The sequence below is a fragment of the Pseudobacteroides cellulosolvens ATCC 35603 = DSM 2933 genome (assembly GCF_001262605.1).
Lineage (GTDB): Bacteria > Bacillota > Clostridia > Acetivibrionales > DSM-2933 > Pseudobacteroides > Pseudobacteroides cellulosolvens.
The window spans coordinates 2,156,837-2,173,146 of record NZ_LGTC01000001.1 but is presented as its reverse complement, the minus strand read 5'-3'; the positions used below and the strand labels follow the sequence as shown (position 1 = coordinate 2,173,146).

Annotated in this window: 15 protein-coding genes; 11 read left to right on the top strand and 4 right to left on the bottom strand. The window is 34.7% G+C overall.

Annotation, left to right across the window (positions count from 1 at the left end; genetic code table 11):
• Positions 1-14: 14 nt before the first annotated feature.
• The 9 genes from Bccel_RS08775 to Bccel_RS08730 all read left to right on the top strand — a co-directional run bounded on the left by Bccel_RS08775 (position 15) and on the right by Bccel_RS08730 (position 12,264).
• The gene (locus Bccel_RS08775; protein WP_050753294.1) at positions 15-905 is read left to right on the top strand and encodes a glycosyltransferase family 2 protein; all 891 of its coding nucleotides are present in this window, start codon (positions 15-17) and stop codon (positions 903-905) included.
• 3 nt (positions 906-908) lie between these two features.
• Positions 909-2,159, top strand: a complete 1,251-nt coding sequence (locus Bccel_RS08770) for an O-antigen ligase family protein (protein WP_036937982.1) — start codon at positions 909-911, stop codon at positions 2,157-2,159.
• Complete coding sequence (locus Bccel_RS08765; protein WP_036937979.1) at positions 2,152-3,354, top strand: polysaccharide pyruvyl transferase family protein; 1,203 nt, start codon at positions 2,152-2,154, stop codon at positions 3,352-3,354. Before Bccel_RS08770 ends, Bccel_RS08765 begins: the two co-directional genes overlap by 8 nt.
• Before the next feature lie 41 nt (positions 3,355-3,395).
• Positions 3,396-5,948, top strand: a complete 2,553-nt coding sequence (locus Bccel_RS08760) for a nitroreductase family protein (RefSeq protein WP_036937977.1) — start codon at positions 3,396-3,398, stop codon at positions 5,946-5,948.
• Positions 5,949-6,307: 359 nt separating this feature from the next.
• Complete coding sequence (locus Bccel_RS08750) at positions 6,308-7,675, top strand: glycosyltransferase (RefSeq protein WP_050753293.1); 1,368 nt, start codon at positions 6,308-6,310, stop codon at positions 7,673-7,675.
• A complete protein-coding gene (locus Bccel_RS08745; RefSeq protein WP_036937972.1) occupies positions 7,672-8,820 on the top strand; it encodes a polysaccharide pyruvyl transferase family protein in 1,149 nt (382 codons plus the stop codon). Before Bccel_RS08750 ends, Bccel_RS08745 begins: the two co-directional genes overlap by 4 nt.
• A 9-nt stretch (positions 8,821-8,829) precedes the next feature.
• Positions 8,830-9,996 (top strand): Coenzyme F420 hydrogenase/dehydrogenase, beta subunit C-terminal domain, encoded by a 1,167-nt coding sequence (locus Bccel_RS08740; protein WP_050753292.1) that lies wholly within the window; start codon positions 8,830-8,832, stop codon positions 9,994-9,996.
• 211 nt (positions 9,997-10,207) lie between these two features.
• Entirely contained in the window at positions 10,208-10,699 is a 492-nt protein-coding gene (locus Bccel_RS08735; RefSeq protein ID WP_036937969.1) for a carbohydrate binding domain-containing protein, read from the top strand.
• Between the two features lie 8 nt (positions 10,700-10,707).
• The gene (locus Bccel_RS08730) at positions 10,708-12,264 is read left to right on the top strand and encodes an HAF repeat-containing protein (protein ID WP_050753291.1); all 1,557 of its coding nucleotides are present in this window, start codon (positions 10,708-10,710) and stop codon (positions 12,262-12,264) included.
• Between the two features lie 404 nt (positions 12,265-12,668).
• On the opposite strand, the gene Bccel_RS08725 is transcribed toward Bccel_RS08730, so the two are convergent.
• On the bottom strand, positions 12,669-13,028 hold the full coding sequence (locus Bccel_RS08725) for a hypothetical protein (protein WP_050753290.1): 360 nt from the start codon (positions 13,026-13,028) through the stop codon (positions 12,669-12,671).
• Positions 13,029-13,274: 246 nt separating this feature from the next.
• On the opposite strand from Bccel_RS08725, the gene Bccel_RS32040 reads away from it, so the two are divergent.
• Complete coding sequence (locus tag Bccel_RS32040) at positions 13,275-13,406, top strand: hypothetical protein (RefSeq protein WP_276326222.1); 132 nt, start codon at positions 13,275-13,277, stop codon at positions 13,404-13,406.
• A 29-nt stretch (positions 13,407-13,435) separates the two neighbouring features.
• Positions 13,436-14,053 (top strand): Imm5 family immunity protein, encoded by a 618-nt coding sequence (locus Bccel_RS08720; RefSeq protein WP_036937963.1) that lies wholly within the window; start codon positions 13,436-13,438, stop codon positions 14,051-14,053.
• Between the two features lie 86 nt (positions 14,054-14,139).
• Here the strand turns inward: Bccel_RS08720 and Bccel_RS08715 are convergent, their stop codons facing one another.
• The 3 genes from Bccel_RS08715 to Bccel_RS08705 are packed head-to-tail and all read right to left on the bottom strand — an operon-like array spanning position 14,140 to position 16,296.
• The gene (locus Bccel_RS08715) at positions 14,140-14,664 is read right to left on the bottom strand and encodes a hypothetical protein (protein WP_036937960.1); all 525 of its coding nucleotides are present in this window, start codon (positions 14,662-14,664) and stop codon (positions 14,140-14,142) included.
• Between the two features lie 10 nt (positions 14,665-14,674).
• Positions 14,675-15,226 carry an imm11 family protein gene (locus Bccel_RS08710; protein ID WP_036937956.1) on the bottom strand — a complete coding sequence of 184 codons (552 nt, stop codon included), beginning with the start codon at positions 15,224-15,226 and terminating at the stop codon, positions 14,675-14,677.
• The gene (locus Bccel_RS08705; RefSeq protein WP_036937951.1) at positions 15,223-16,296 is read right to left on the bottom strand and encodes an AHH domain-containing protein; all 1,074 of its coding nucleotides are present in this window, start codon (positions 16,294-16,296) and stop codon (positions 15,223-15,225) included. The genes Bccel_RS08710 and Bccel_RS08705 overlap by 4 nt, the downstream gene beginning before the upstream one ends.
• Between the last annotated feature and the right edge of the window lie 14 nt (positions 16,297-16,310).

The window sequence follows — 16,310 nt, the reverse complement described above, 5'->3', positions numbered from 1 at the left end:
TGAGGAGTGAATTTTTGGTCTTGGAAAAACTGGTATGTGCAATACTCGTTAACTATAATGGCGTGGAAGATACTAGGGAGTGCGTGGAAAGTTTACTTGCCTCAAATTATGAAAATCTTCATATTATTATAGTGGATAATGCTTCACAAAAAGGACGAGTTGAATATGATGATATAATCAGAAATGAAAAGTGTGATATTTTGTATATGAAACAGAATATTGGGTTTGCTGGGGCGAATAATGTCGGTATACGTCATGCTTTGCAATATAAACCTGAATATGTTTTGATTATAAACAACGATACAGTTGTTGAACCGAATTTCCTTTCTCCATTGATTAATGCTTGTAATGAAAGTTCTGAAAATGGTATTGCTACAGGAAAAATCTATTATTTTGATGAGAGAGAATTGATTTGGTTTGGGGGGAGTTATTTTGATTCAAAACTTTGTGAATGCAAAATAGATGGGATTGGAAAAAAAGAAGAAGAACGGCATAATGAAAAAAAGTATATTCCGTTTGCAACTGGGTGCTTATGGTTAATTCCTGTAAGTGTTATCCAGAAGGTGGGGCTTATGAGCGAAGATTACTTTTTATACTATGAAGATGCGGATTATTGTGAACGTATAAAAAAGAATGGTTTTCGCATATGTTATGTCCCAGAGTCTGTTATTTACCACAAAGAGAGTCGTTCAACGGGAAAAGGAAGCGATCTATATCATTATTATAACACAAGAAATTATTTGATCTTTATTAGCAAGTATTGTACTAAATTGCAAGTTATTGCTATGTATTTCAACAAAATGATCAAGACGTTAAAAGATGTACTAAGGAAACGTATAAAAATATCTGTTGCAGCGGGTGCATGGTCTGATTTTCTTGGAAAAAAATTTGGGAAGAAGGCGTAAGAAATGAAAGAATTACGAGTGAAAATCAGCAAGATTAATGCAGTATATATTATTGCTATAGTTTTACTTGCGATTTTAGATGTGAATTGCTTTTATCTAATCAAAATACCATCTTCACTAAGCAGAATTTGGGGGGTGTATCAGAAAGGTTTACTTGTAATTATATCCTTTTTGTTGTTTTTATGGGCTGGAGGATGGAAAAATGGAACGAGTTTCATGAAGAAATACTGCATCTGTGTATTCGTTTCAATCGGAGTTGCTATTGTTATAAGTACTTTGCGATATTATAATAATATTCTGCATAATGTTATATTGGAAGCTAATCATTATTTATTAATTGTACTAGCGTTTCCTCTTCTTAGATTCATTAAGAGAAGTAATGGTTATGACAGAGTCTTTCAAGTTTTAAACTATATTGCGTTTATTACTTATATCATTTTTATAGCTCAAAGTTTCGCATATAATACAGCGGGAAGGGTCTTTTTAAATATAAGTGTATACGAGAGAAGTGATATGATACGTATTACACTTAAAAGCGTAGGATGCTTAATGGTTGTATATAACTTCTGCCAAGTATGGTGTTATAAAATTAACAAAAACAGTTGGTTTCATATAGTTCAATTGGTTTTAGGCATATACTGCGTATTATTTATTCAGCAGACAAGGGCGTATTACTTGGTAATCGGCGGTTCAATATTTGCTGTGCTTTTATTCTACAAAACTGAGGCTGCAAAGAAGCTTCGAAATATTTTAATTGTAATATCTGTTGGCATTGCAATATTAGGAACTGGTGTAGCAGATATTTTTATGGCTAGTTTTAGTTCAAGCAGTGCAGAATACGCAGGAACATTGGCGAGGACTGGAGCATTTGGGTATTTTTGGAGTGAGTTCTTAGCTAATCCTCTAATTGGACATGGCATTATTAACTCGGGGTCTCAGATGCTTATGAATATTCGTACTGGTCCGTATGGCATTTATCATTATGCTGATACGGGAATTATGGGGTTATTTGCTCAGCTAGGTTTGTTGGCAGTTGGAGTTTATGTCTGGCCTGTCATTCATTGGATAAAGCTATTGAGAAAAAATATGAAAGATAAAAGGACAGACCCTTTTTTGATAGGTCTGATGTCTTACATTTTATTTTCAACTCCAACTTTGCTTTGCATTAATCAGGCTTTGATTTTCATATGGCCTTTTTGCGTAGCAGTGTTTGCATATTATGAAGAATTGGTGAGGAGCAGATATTATGAATAAGGAACATAAAAAAGTGCGGATAGGAATCATGGGAGGGTTGATATGTAATGAGAATATGGGTTGTGTTGCTCTAACATATTCTCTTATGAAAATGCTTGAAATGATTGCCCATGAGAACAATTATGAATTTTCGTATACCATTTTTGAGTATGAATACCAAAAAGAGAAATACATTCAGCTTGCAAAATTTTTAAGTATTGATGTGAGCAGAATAGACTTTGCTCCTATAGGTTTTTGCTATACTGAATGTTGGAAATTAATTGTAAAAAAAGCTCCTATGAATATTAGAATGTTGAGAAGAATCCATTCATGTGATTTGGTAATTGATATTACACAGGGTGATAGTTTTACAGATATTTATGGCAGGGATCGGTTCCTTAGACTGACAGTGATTAAAGAGATTGTTGTTAAGATGGGGATTCCTTTGATTTTAGGACCACAGACCTATGGTCCCTTTCTGGACGAGATCGTGAAGATGCGTGCAAAAGGTATTATTGAAAAGGCATCAAATGTTATTTCAAGAGATTATGAATCAAAAGAATATATTGCATCGTTTTGCAACAAAACTGTTAAGGTTACGACTGATCTCGCCTTTGGTTTACCATTTGATAAGGTGAACCGCAAAAATAATAAATCTATTCTTGTTGGGATAAATCCATCAGGATTGCTTGTTTCGCAAAAGACCGAAGGAACAAATCTGCAAACTAGCTTGAAAGTCAATTATGATGAATATATTCAGCGGCTGATACAGATACTTTCACAGAACTCTCAATATGAGATACATCTAATTCCTCATGTCGGAGATGATGCGGTAAAGCTATTTAAGGATTATCCAAATGTAGTTTGTCATGAAGCCTTTAGTACTCCAGTTGATGCGAAAAATTGTATTGCAACAATGGATGTTTTCATCGGTTCAAGGATGCATGCGACGATTGGTGCTTTTTCTGCTGGTGTAGCAACAATTCCTGTTGCATATAGTAGAAAGTTTTCTGGGCTATATAATAATATAGGTTACCCATATGTTGTGGATTTGACAGAACTGACTACCCAGGATGCACTTGACAAGACATTGAAACTCGTGGAGCAATATGATTGTCTACAAAATAAGGTATCGACGTGCTTGAAAGAAGTCATGGAAAAACATGATACATTGAAAGAAATCTTGAGAGATACCTTATCGGAAGTAGTACGATGATGCTGTACTACTTATTTTGACAATAGGTAAAGGAGTTAATTATGGTAGAAAAGTCTCGAAGTGAATATGTAATGAAGAACGCTGCTGTTTCTTTAATAATGCAGCTTGTCAGAAATATTCTCGGCTTTATCAGTCGGACGGTATTTGTTAAGGTTTTAGGTGCTGAGTATTTAGGTGTCAATGGATTGTTCACTGAAATTCTCACAGTACTTTCTTTTGCAGAGTTGGGTATAGGTAATGCAATGGTCTTCAGTTTATATAAACCATTGGCTGAGAGGAATCAGGAAAAGATTAAGTCATTGATGCATTTATATGCTAGATCATATCAAGTTATTGGTATTGTTGTAGCAATTTTAGGTGTGCTTGCTATTCCATTTTTGAAATATATTGTAGGTGACGTCGCATATGTCAAAGAAAACATAACACTATTATATTCCCTGTTTTTGCTGAATAGTGTTTTATCTTATTTCTTTGTTTATAAGAAGTCATTAATTATTGCAGATCAGAAAAACTATATAATTGAAGTTTATCAGCAAGTATTCTTTGCTGCACAGGTACTGCTTCAATCGGTTTTCTTAATTATTACGAAGCAGTTTATCATTTATCTGATAATTGTTGTTGCATGCACTTTTTTAAATAATTTTTACGTTGCACTAAAAGCAGATAAACTCTATCCTTATCTTAAGGATAAGAATACAAAACCACTTCAGAAATCAGAAGTTGCAGATATTGTTAAGAATATCAAAGCACTAGTAGTTTATAAAGTTGGCGGAATTGTTCTAGAAAGCACGAATTCAATATTTATCTCAACTTTAATTAACGTGGTTACAGTAGGCTTATACTCAAATTATAAAATGCTTGTTAACATTTTTAAGACAGTAGGTAGCCAAGTCATGAATTCTGTGGTTGCAAGTGTTGGTAACTTGAATGCAAGTGGAACCGATGAGAAGAAAGAAGCCGTGTTTAATGAGATGTTTTTCCTGAATATCTGGTTTTACGGATTCACAGCAGTAGGTTTATGTGCTTTCCTTTCTGAGTTGGTAAGTGTTTGGCTTGGTAGCAAATATATTATTGGTTTTGATGCTGTGTTGGCAGCTTGTGTATATTATTATATGTCAAATATGCACTTCCCATGTTACACTTATAGAACGACTGCAGGACTTTTTATTTATGGGAAATACGTGCCGATCTTTGCTGCGATTCTTAATATTGTTTTTATTCTTATACTTGGAATGAATTTTGGATTAGCTGGAATACTTTGGGCATCTACAATTTCAAGATTTTTAACATATGAAATTATTGACCCAGTTTTGATTTACAGAAGAGTTTTCCATAAAAACGTTCTGCATTACTTTATAATGTACATAACTTATAGTGCACTTATAATTGTAGATGGCTTGATTAGCTATCGTATCGCTGCATATATAACGGTTGATGGATTTGTAGGATTCCTATTGAGAGCGGTTGTGCTAACTGTTGTCTTTAATATTGTTTTCGTTGCTGCTACATTTAAATCAAATGTATTTAGATCTCTATATATGCGTATTGATAAAATGGTTTTGAAGAAGCTAAGACGGAACAAGAAAGCTAAAGTTAGGAGGAGATTGAGTATGGTTAAAAAAATTAAGCGAAAAGTAAATCGGATTCTAAGGAACGCGAACGAAAAAAGAGCTGCACGGAGAGTAATAAAATTAGAATACTGTGTAAGTGGTGGAAATAAATCAAAGGGAGAGACTAATAATGAAGTGATTCTTCTACTTTTGGCTCATTCTTTAGAAAAGGGAATGGGACTACCAACTCCTCGTGTAGGATTCGGAAAAGAGAAAGCGGAAAATCTTATTTTGCAGTTAGAAAAATATATAGCTGAAAATGGAGATACTAGTCGCTTTGCTTTTGTGGAGTCTATGGCAATTTTGGATGCCTACTTGAAATACTCTGTAGAACAGCATTGTGATGTAGAATTACTCATTCGAAAGTTTGATAAGATTCGCACAGTTACTACGTTTGATAATGTGAAAGCTGGAACGACTGTTGTTTTATCTATGTCTCAGATTTATAAGAATCTAAATATGGAGAGTATAACCTATTTTTTAAAAAGTAGACACAGCATTCGTTCCTATGAGAAAAAGCCAATTGATGACGATGTTATGTATAAAGTGATTCAGATGGCAAATCTTGCACCAAGTGCATGTAACAGACAGCCGATAAAAGTTTACTGGACATCTGATTTGGAAGTGGTTGCAAAGATCAATCAGTTGATTCCTGGAAACGAAGGATTTGAAGATCAAGTGCCAAATTGGGCATTGGTGACTGCAGATCGTTTAATGTTTGGAGTAACAGAACCGATGCAGTGGTATGTGAATGGTGGTATTTATCTATCTTACCTTGTAGAAAGCTTTCATGCCAATGCTATCGGCAGTTGTATTTTTCAGATTCCAGCTGTTCATCCGAATACTCAAAAGTTGTACGAAATCGCACAAGTATCAAAAAATGAAGTAATTGTTGCCGCGGTCGGTTTTGGCTATCCTACAGAATCCAATAAATGGCTTGCTGCTGAGAGACGTTCAGTAGAGGAAACGTTAATCAAGTTTTAAAGAATGATGTCTGGTGGATGACTTCAACACGGTTGATAAGTCAAATGAATATGAGTTTTAATCGATTTTATGTTAACCGTGGACTATGCACAGTAATTTAGAAATATATTTGCTGACTATACCAGCAAGTACAATAATTGGTGATAATTTTAGAATTCTGCACTATGGAGATATTGTTAAAAATAATTGTGTCAGAATAGGAAATATAGTACATATTCAACCAGGATCATTTGTGAATTTTGGTGTTCCAGATAATTCACTAGTATTGGGAATTCTAGGATAGATTCATCAACCAAATTATAAAATAGGTGCGATTTTGACTAGAAAAGCTTTCATCAGCAGAGAGGAGTAATTGAAATATGAAAATATTGCATTACAGTTTGGGCTTTCCACCGTTCAGAACGGGTGGGATGACGAAATATTGTATAGATCTGATGAAAGCAGAAAAGGGCAATGGCCATGAAGTAGGTTTGATGTGGCCTGGGCATTTTGCTATATTAGATAAAAGCACATTGCACATCAAAAAACACAATGCTATAGAAGGTTGCTTTAATTATGAGCTTGTTAATCCTATGCCAGTTCCTTTATTGGATGGCATTAAAGATATAGAGCCATTTATAGAATCTAGAAGTGAAGATATTTTTCTGGGGTTTTTCAAAAAAAATAGCTTTGATGTTTTGCATGTGCATACTCTTATGGGATTGCCAAAGGAATGCATCATAGCAGCAAAAAAGGCAAATGTACGAACCGTATTTACATCTCATGATTACTTTGGTTTATGTCCGAAGTGTAGTTTTATGTTTGGCGACATTGCGTGTAAAGAGGGAAAGACTTGTATTGATTGCACTCAGTGCAACAAAACGGCTTTGTCGCAGAAAAAGATAGAATTAATGCAATCAGCACTCTATAAGCAAATAAAGCAATTGTCTATTATCAAGAAATTGAGGAGACGGCATATTCAGAGCGTTAATGCTTCTTATCAAGCTGTTTCATGGATAACTGACCGACGCTCAGTCAACCAGAGTGATATAAATAAGTATGCTAGATTGAGGCAATATTATGTATCCATTTTTGAGCAGATGGATGTGATTCATTTTAACAGCAATAATACCAGGAAAATCTTTGAACAATATTTTGATGTATCTAGGAATGGCACAGTAGTGACAATTTCTAATGGAGAAATAGAAGATCGCAAAGCTTTAAAGAAAGGAATTGTTCAAAACAAAGAAATTAGAATCGGCTATCTTGGTCCCCAATCTATAAGAAAAGGGTTCTTTGAACTTGTTGATTGTTTGGATGCACTTGCTGCTGATTATAAAAACTTCAAATTGGTTACCTATAGTGGATTGCTCGATAGGGAGTATGCAGAATGCCATGAGCCATATAGTTACAGTGAACTTCCTAATGTAATGCATGATATGGATTTTTTGGTTGTGCCCAGCAAATGGAATGAAACCTTTGGATTCACAGTACTTGAAGCCTTTAGTTATGGGATTCCGGCTATTGTGAGCGATACGGTTGGTGCCAAGGATTTAATACAACCAAACTGTTCGGGTTTTATATATCGTACGCAAGATGAGTTGCAACAAATTTTGAAAAAGTTATTTGACAATCCTGAAAAAATCCAGCAGATGAACAGATTTATTGTCGAAAATGTTCCCATTAAGACAATGATTATTCATGAAGCGGAAATAGAAGCTCTTTATAAAGGGAGTGAACAAAAATGAAGAGAATTGGAATCTTGACGTTGCTGTATAACAACTATAATTATGGTGGCGTTTTACAGGCATACGCTTTGGCACGTTATATATGTGGACTTGGATATGAGGCAAAAGTTGTTTTATACTCTGGAGAAAATAATGTAGTATATCATAGTCGAAAGGATAAATTATCACAGTACAATGTTGGAGAAATTGCAAAACGTCTGCTACTTAAGGTAGAGAGTAAATTGGCAGGAAAGAAAATACAAGATATTGTAAATAAACGCAAGGAACTATTTCTTAAATTTGAAAAAGAGAATATTCCCTGTACATCTGTGTTTTCGGATGAGGAATTGGGACATATTGATGGGGAATTTGATTATTTTGTAAGCGGTTCTGATCAGGTCTGGAACCCAAACTGTGCGTTTCTGTTATTTTTGCAAGGATTTACTGAAAGTGATAGTAAAAAAATATCCTATGCAGCTAGTATTAGCCGAAGCGTCCTATCTGAACATGAGAAAGATGTATTAATACCCTATATAAGTAGATTTAAATCAGTTTCTGTTAGAGAAAAAACTGCAAAAAAACTGCTGACAGATAGTGGCATTGAATCAGTTGAAGTTGTGATAGATCCGACATTTCTTATTACTAAGCAAGAATGGGAAACTCTTCTTGATACTTCAAGAGCACGCAGAAAGTATGTATTCTGCTATTTCTTCTCAGACAGTATTGAATACCGTGAGAAAATATATGACTTTTGCAAAGATAAGAATTTGGATTTGTTGTATCTGCCATATGCAAAGCAGGAGTATGTTTCAACAGATAATGCTGGAAGTGGAGAAAGAATTAATGAAGCTGGTCCTAAAGAGTTCCTCAAATTAATTTACGATGCCGAATATGTTTTTACCGACTCTTTTCACGGAGTAGCACTTTCTATTAATTTTCAAAAACAGTTTTTTGTTTTTAAACGCGACAAAAAGAATTCGGCAGCTTCAATGAATTCGAGAATCTATGATGTATTAGATTTGTTCGGATTAAGCGACAGACTGATTGATAGTAAAGATAGTATTGGTGATGCTTCAAAGAAGACAATTGATTATAATAAGGTTCAGACTGTTCTGAACGATGAGAGATTAAAGTCAGAACATTTCTTAAGGAATTCTTTTAACTAGGGGGCAGTTATGGATAATAATGTGTGTTATGGCTGCGGTGCATGTGAAATCGTTTGTCCGGTGAAATCTATAACAATTGAATATAAAAGTGGTGGCTTTTTGGAGCAAAACCGAGGGGCGTCGTGTTGCAGTTGTGGTTTATGTGATAAAGTATGCCCCGTAATTAAGCATGTTCCAATAAACAAGATAAGGAAATATTATGCTGCATACTCTGCTTCCTATGTAGATCGTTGTTCATCCGGTGGTGTTTTTGGTTGCATAGCAGAGTCGGTTTTAGAGAATGGTGGAGTTGTTTACGGTGCATCTTTTGATAATGATTTTTGTGTTGTACATAAGAGAGTTGATAATATAAGTGGAATAATGGATTTATGTAGCAGTAAGTATGTTAAGAGTGATTTAGGTAAAGATAAGATATTTCAAAGCGTTCTTTCTGATTTGAATGATGCCAAGGTGACACTTTTCGTGGGAACGGGCTGCCAAATTTCTGGTTTATATAATTTCTTGTCGGTTAAAAATTGCAGAAATGGAGATTTGCTTACGACTGTTGAGATTGTATGTCATGGAGCACCATCACCGACAGCATGGGAAAAATATAAAGAATATCTATGTCGTAAATACCAATCCCAAATATCATCTGTGAATTTTCGAGATAAGAAGTATGGTTGGCATTCTTATTCTGTATGTATTGAATTTGAAAACGGAAAAGTATATAGGCAGGTTATGAATGCAGATCCATATATGCAGTCTTATTTATATGGGTTTAATGTTTTGGAGGCCTGTAGTACCTGTAGATATAAGGATGAGGATAGAATTGGAGATATTACAATTGGTGATTTGTGGGGAATCCATATTGATGAACTAAAGAAATACTATGGAAAAGGATTGTCATTGCTAACGATTAATAGTGAAAAAGGCAATAATTTGTTTGAGAACATTAAATCTAACATGATTAAAAAAGAGTTAAATCTGGATCAAAGTAAGATTGCCATTTCTAATATACGTGGACACATTTCCCCTATTCCGAAAGAAGACAAAACACTATTTTCTCACATGCTCAGTGACAAAGGTTTTGCGAGTGCATTTTTGTTTGTAAAACATAAAATGAAAAAACATTATTTAAAGAATAGATTGAAGGCATATATAAAAAAGATGATGTTCTATTTGGGAAGAGCATAAATTGTGTAAGCGATGAAATGTAATAAATCTTAAGATTGTTAATTGGAGTAATTTGCCATATTTTACATAGAAGATCAACCTGCAATGCCTATACTTTCTAGATGCTTCTATTGTGTACTTGTAATTTTTATGCTAATTATATATAATTACATTAGAGTAATATAATTCCATACAAATACACAAAAAAGAGAACAGAGAAGGGGGAAGGAGTATGAAAGGTTTTAGGTTTATTGCAAAGGTCCTGATTGTTTTCTACTCAGTTTTACTTTTCGGTTTTATGCCAGTTTATGCAGATACTTCAAACGAATTGCTGCAAAACCCAAGCTTCACTGTCAATAAAGTATATTGGAGTTTGTGTCAAGAGGGAACTGCAAAAGTCTCAGGGGTAAGGGATACAGCAATTTATGATAGTGCTCCTGCAAGTTACCGAGTTGATTGTATTTCAAAAGGAAATATATTTTCAGATGCACAGTTTTATACAACAAGCTTAAAAGTGGAAGTTGGGAAGAAATATAAGCTGACATTTAGGGCAAAGAGTGAAGATGGAATAGCAAATCCAACGATATACCTCATGAAATCTTGCAAGCCATGGAACTCGTATGCTCCATGCAAAACAGTAACAATAGCAGGGGATTGGGCAACCCAGGAAATATACTTTATATTAAATACAACTGACTATAACGCAAGGTTAACCTTTTTTTAGGGAATAAAATGGATGACGGAGCCAAGATTTATTTTGACACATTCTCTTTTACGGAAGTTACCAGTTCGGTAATTGATCCATTAATAATTACATATGAAAACGACGGTCAAACTCTTAATGTTTCTTTGGGTCAGGAAGTTCATATATCTTTCATGAATCACCCCAAGTTTTTATGTAAACTTATATCAGGTCCAGATGGGAAAGTTCTTACTCAGAGAGGTTTCTCACAAACGCCATTATTTAAAGATGATAGTGGTTATACTGTATATGCTGAAGTATGGAAATATGTAGCTACGGGTCAAGGAGAGACAGAAATTAAAATATATACCTCATACTACAACGGGGAAGCTGCTAGGATATACAACTTTAAAATCATCACCGGTTACTTTACACCCACTGTTACACCTACAAATATTTCGACTAATACTCCAATCAGAACGCCCAATTTTCTCCCTAATGTTGTTATGAAAGATTTGGGAAGTTTAGGTGGAAAGTGGGCCGCAGCATTAGCTATTAATGAAAAGGAACAGATAGTAGGATATTCTACTCTACCAGGGGAGAGCATATCTCATGCATTTATATGGGAAAATGGAGTGATGAAGGATTTAGGAACTCTTGGAGGAAGAGGGTCACAGTCAAAGGCTTATGCCATAAATGAAAAAGGGCAGGTTGTAGGTTGGCTTGATATTTTAGGGAATAGTGCATGGCATGCATTTATATATGAGAATGGAGTAATGAAAGATTTAGGAACCCTTGGAGGAACTACATCAGAGGCTGAAGACATAAATGATCAAGGACAAGTTGTAGGGCGCTCTTATGTTATAGGAGACGAAAGATGCTATGGGTTCATATGGGAAAATGGAGCAATGAAAAATTTAGGGACTCTTACAGTAAGAAATTCATATGCTTATTGTATAAACGAAAAAGGGGATATTATCGGAGATTCTGACTTTGGTGGATTCCTATGGAAAAATGGAGTAATGTATTTTTCGCCCGATTTATTACCAATTGCATCTGATATAAATAATAGAGGTCAAATGGTTGGAAGTAAAAAAGGAAAAGCTTTTATATGTGAAACTCAGATGACTCATTATACACCGGAACTTCTAAAAAACCCCAGCTTCTCAGACAATATAAAAAAATGGTATCTATGGACCGATACAGGTGGAAATGCATCTGGACAAAGGGATATAATGAACTTTGATTCGGCTCCCGCAGGATACAGGATAACATGTAATAGCAGCGGAACAAGAATCTACAGCATCCAGTTTTATACATACGGGTTAAATTTAGAAGTAGGAAAAACTTATAAGGTAAGCTTCAAAGCTAAGGCTAGTAAGGAATTTCTTATACCGTCAATCGTTTTAATGAAGGAAAACAGTCCATGGACTTCATATTCGGCTTCGGTTACTGCAGATGTATGTAATGAATGGACTGAGTATTCTTATATAATGCAATCAAATACAACCGATCCAAACGGCAGGATTACATTTTTCTTAGGGGAATCAATGCCGCAAGGCACTGAGCTGTATTTGGATTCAGTATCTGTAAAACCTATCGAATGACGATTAGGTAGAAGTGTATTAAAATTATCTGTTCTAGTAGCAAAGAAATTCCAGAGATATAATTTTCTTTGGGATTTCTTTGCTATAGTGCGAGGTTTATTGCATGCTTATTGTATAAATTGATAAATTATAACTATATTAACAGGAAAGCAGAATTAATTTTAAGTTAGTACCTTAAATAATGGAGTCGTGAGTTGTGGGGTTGGCATGATAATAGTGATTTGCAAAAAATTGATTTTGTGTACCAAAGCTTCTATTAAGTCAAACATCAACTTTTTGTGCAAAGCTATAGTGTTTTACTGTTTTAACTATAAGCCGTGTCCATGCCTGCTTTTTTATTACCCATTAATTAACTCCTATGCGTAAGTGAATATAAATACCTAGCCTATTTTCACATGACTTACTCAAGTGGCATTAGCACCACTAAGTGCTACAACAATATCTTCATCTAGAATTATAAAATCTTCAGCAATTCCTTTAACTTTAAATACCTTATAACATCCAACTTTACTGCTATCAATAACCAGCTTGTTAACAGAACCATCCACATTGAATTCCGATTTACCTGACAAGCAATTTATATTTCTCAGTATAAAAAGCCAATACAAGTCCTGTTTCATCTTTTTTACATTAGCAAAAACAATGGGCTTATAAAGCATGCTATTTATACTTAAAACGGAAAAAATCCTGTATAGTTTATCCGAGATATAAATTTTAAAAGTATTTGCACTAATGGAATAATCTGATAAAGTTGATATAGACATTCAAGTAAGATAACATAATCAGTCCAATAAAGTTATTGACAGGGGATATGAAAATGTCAAACGATAAAAATTTTACTGGTTCAAGAAATGTAACAGGAACATAAATGTAGAGAAAGCAGAAAAATTACAAACAAAAAATGGACGGGACTTTCAAGTAATTGATGAGAATTTTTTCGAAGGGATGCTAAGGTATGATTAAAAAAATACTTCCGCTTTTGAGCGGGTGTTGACGAGTTAAGTCAACACATGAGCGAAATTTATAGCGGAAGTTATTTTTTGATCATGACTAAAAATGATGGCATGACCCAAATAGTAGCTGAGCCTGGAGGAGTTAATCTTTTTGACGAAAATGGAAATATGTTTTTCCTTCCGGATTAAGATGGTAAATTTAATGAGGAGATTTTTAGATGAATAATAAGTTGAATTTAGAAATAAATAAAGCAAAAGAAGCTTTACAAAATGAACCTAATGGTCGGTTAATTTTAAGTTATAGAAAAAAGATTTGGTCAGCTTTTGGACCATGTGAAATGGATGAAGAAAAAGCTATAATAACAAAGCCATTAATAAAAAGACTAAAGCTTGCTTTTTTGTGTGCCGAAAAAGTTCTTCCAATATGGCAGGAGGTTTATTCAGACAAGTATGATGCATTACATATATTAAAATATGTGAAGGAATACATGGATGGGTTAAGATCATGGGAAAGATGCTACAACATGTTTAATGAATTTAGTGCTCGTTTGACAAATTTGGAGAGTGGGCCATTAAGACCCTTTGCAGCAGGGAATTGTGTGTCACTTGTGCTCGGAACTGCTCTTTTTGATGAAGAAGTTGATGATGAGGATGAAGCATATGACAAAGACGATGATGAAGAAGATCGTGATGTGGATTTGTGGGATGCAAGTTTTGCAGCTTCAGTAGCTTTATCTGGCTTGTACTGGAGTGACGATGATAATGATATAGAAAAAAGAAGAGATTATTGGAACTGGTATTTGAATGAAGCGGTTTTAATTGCCGCCAAAGCATAGTATTCCTTGAGTCACTTTTAAATTAAGCTTTATTCAGAAACAAGACCATGTTAATAATTTTAACAGATTCTTAGTATGGTCTTTTTCTAACATATTTTTACATAACTTAATCCTATGGCATTAGCACCAGTAAGCAATGCAACAATATCTTCATCTAAAATTATAAAATCTTCAGCAATTCCTTTAACTTTAAACACCTTATAGCAGCCAACTTTACTGCTATCAATTACCATCTTGTTAACAGAACCATCCACATTGAATTCCGTCTTATCTGACAAGCAATTTATCTTCCTTGGTATAATAAGCCAATACAAGTCCTGCTTCATCTTTTTAACGTCGGCAAAAACAACAGGCTTGTAAAATATGCTGTTAATATTTAATCCGAAAAAAATCCTGTATAGTTTATCTGAGATAAAGGGGAGAGGCTTTTTAATATAGTCAGGATAAATGCTGGATGATTTAGGCTCAATATAAAATTGTTCGGGTTCAGGATTAATGAATTGAATTTTGTTCTCCTTCACATAATCCGGGTTGATTGATTTTGTAATTCCTTTAGGCTCTATAACATTTGTCAAATTTTTATCGCTTTGAAGAATATAATACTTTTTCATGTAATGACTCCTATAAACCCCAATATTCGCCGATTTCCAGAATTCTTGCGGCGTTTATTCCTGCTTCTTCAAGCCTGACTTTGAGGTGTTCATCGATTATCCAAAACCTGTTTAAAACATCTTTAATTTTAAATATTCTAAAGTTGCCAACTTTGTTTTGATCTATTTCAAACCCTCCGGTAATTTTCCTAAGACCGCAATCTTCGGTATGCTGACTTTTATCCCATATGACACAATCCAGAGGCTCAACAAGCATCAAATAATATTCTGCTATATCTTCTTTGTTTTCAAATAAGCATACAGGTTTAAAGAAACAATTTGTTATGCCGGCATCATCAAGTACCTCTTTGAATTTAGATGAAACTAGTGGAACATTATATGTATAGACATCAGGTAAGCTTGAACCGACTTTTTCATACTGCAAAAAAACCCTTGAATCATCAATATATTGCCATTCATCCAAAAGGAAAGCTCTCTTGTTTATGCTGTCAGGCAATCTTCCCAATCTTATTTTGTAATCTTGTGCCATAAAATCTGATTCAATTGTGTAAAACTTTTTCATATTGCTTCTCCCTTTTTCTTAGCAATTATATTCATGTTGATCTGAGATAGTATCCATGCAGTTTCGGGGTCAATTTCCTTAGGATCGAATTCTGCCAAATCATTTTTAATCTCTTCCTGAAGTTTTGCTACTTCGCTATCAAACATATCTTTAGCTTGTGTTTGTCCATCTTTTGTCTGCCCAATGCAGCCGCCTTCACTTAATTTCATAATTTTCTGCTCAAGTTCCGATAACCGTTGAATTAACCTTTCTTCATATGGCCCGTCATGTGCCCCTTGATGAATTTGATTGCCTGTTTTATCTGTGATTAATTCATATATTCTCTCTTTGACTTCCTGTGGAAGTTTTGTAAATGACTTTCCATGGTCAGCTTTGAAGCTTTGAGCTACTGTTGCAAGTGCAATTAAGTTTGAAATACCGTTAACATTAAACCCGGCTAAGTTACCTACTCTAGAAAGCCTTAGGGTAGTGGCGTAAGGGTCTACAGATATAAGGTGATGTATCTCCTCACTATATGCCACTTCTTTCTTAAGACCTGCGTCTACAGTCCCAGATATTGATTCCCCACCTTCTTTGTCTCTGTTATTTTTAAAAGTCCTTGCGTAACTGCTGCTTCTGGTAGCGGCTGTATTCATTTCTTCCACTTGTTTATCGCTTATGTTCAAATGAGCTCCAACGCCGCCTGCATCACTGAAGACTCTGCCGCAGAAAGGACATACGTTGCTTTCCCAATCTTTCATTACACTCTGAAGTGCTGCTTGTCTCTGCTTTTCAAGGTCTTCACTTGTGTATTTCTTTACTTGAAGATCTGCTATACGAGCTTCTAATTCAGCTATTTCCTGGCTGACATCATCTCCAATACCGAGTCTATCTTCAAGAGCATCCATTTTATCTAGATAAGTATTCATGAGCCTTTGAGCACCTTCTGCAAGACTGGTCAATCCTGCTTTCCATGCTTCTAGTCGCTTTTCAATTTCTGCTTTGACTTCATCTCTTGATTTTGGTTTTGAAATTATTAAATCAGCAAGAACAGCACTTGAGGCACCTGTTTTTGCAACATCATTCCCCATAAACTATCCCCCCA

Excerpts from the sequence above, each read along its gene's own strand:
- Bccel_RS08770 (WP_036937982.1), top strand. The coding sequence starts at position 909 with ATGAAAGAATTACGAGTGAAAATCAGCAAGATTAATGCAGTATATATT.
- Bccel_RS08765 (WP_036937979.1), top strand. The coding sequence starts at position 2,152 with ATGAATAAGGAACATAAAAAAGTGCGGATAGGAATCATGGGAGGGTTG.
- Bccel_RS08740 (WP_050753292.1), top strand. The coding sequence starts at position 8,830 with ATGGATAATAATGTGTGTTATGGCTGCGGTGCATGTGAAATCGTTTGT.
- Bccel_RS08715 (WP_036937960.1), bottom strand. The coding sequence starts at position 14,664 with ATGAAAAAGTATTATATTCTTCAAAGCGATAAAAATTTGACAAATGTT.
- Bccel_RS08745 (WP_036937972.1), top strand. The coding sequence starts at position 7,672 with ATGAAGAGAATTGGAATCTTGACGTTGCTGTATAACAACTATAATTAT.
- Bccel_RS08705 (WP_036937951.1), bottom strand. The coding sequence starts at position 16,296 with ATGGGGAATGATGTTGCAAAAACAGGTGCCTCAAGTGCTGTTCTTGCT.
- Bccel_RS08720 (WP_036937963.1), top strand. The coding sequence starts at position 13,436 with ATGAATAATAAGTTGAATTTAGAAATAAATAAAGCAAAAGAAGCTTTA.
- Bccel_RS32040 (WP_276326222.1), top strand. The coding sequence starts at position 13,275 with ATGAGCGAAATTTATAGCGGAAGTTATTTTTTGATCATGACTAAAAAT.
- Bccel_RS08735 (WP_036937969.1), top strand. The coding sequence starts at position 10,208 with ATGAAAGGTTTTAGGTTTATTGCAAAGGTCCTGATTGTTTTCTACTCA.
- Bccel_RS08760 (WP_036937977.1), top strand. The coding sequence starts at position 3,396 with ATGGTAGAAAAGTCTCGAAGTGAATATGTAATGAAGAACGCTGCTGTT.
- Bccel_RS08750 (WP_050753293.1), top strand. The coding sequence starts at position 6,308 with ATGAAAATATTGCATTACAGTTTGGGCTTTCCACCGTTCAGAACGGGT.
- Bccel_RS08730 (WP_050753291.1), top strand. The coding sequence starts at position 10,708 with ATGGATGACGGAGCCAAGATTTATTTTGACACATTCTCTTTTACGGAA.
- Bccel_RS08710 (WP_036937956.1), bottom strand. The coding sequence starts at position 15,226 with ATGAAAAAGTTTTACACAATTGAATCAGATTTTATGGCACAAGATTAC.
- Bccel_RS08725 (WP_050753290.1), bottom strand. The coding sequence starts at position 13,028 with ATGTCTATATCAACTTTATCAGATTATTCCATTAGTGCAAATACTTTT.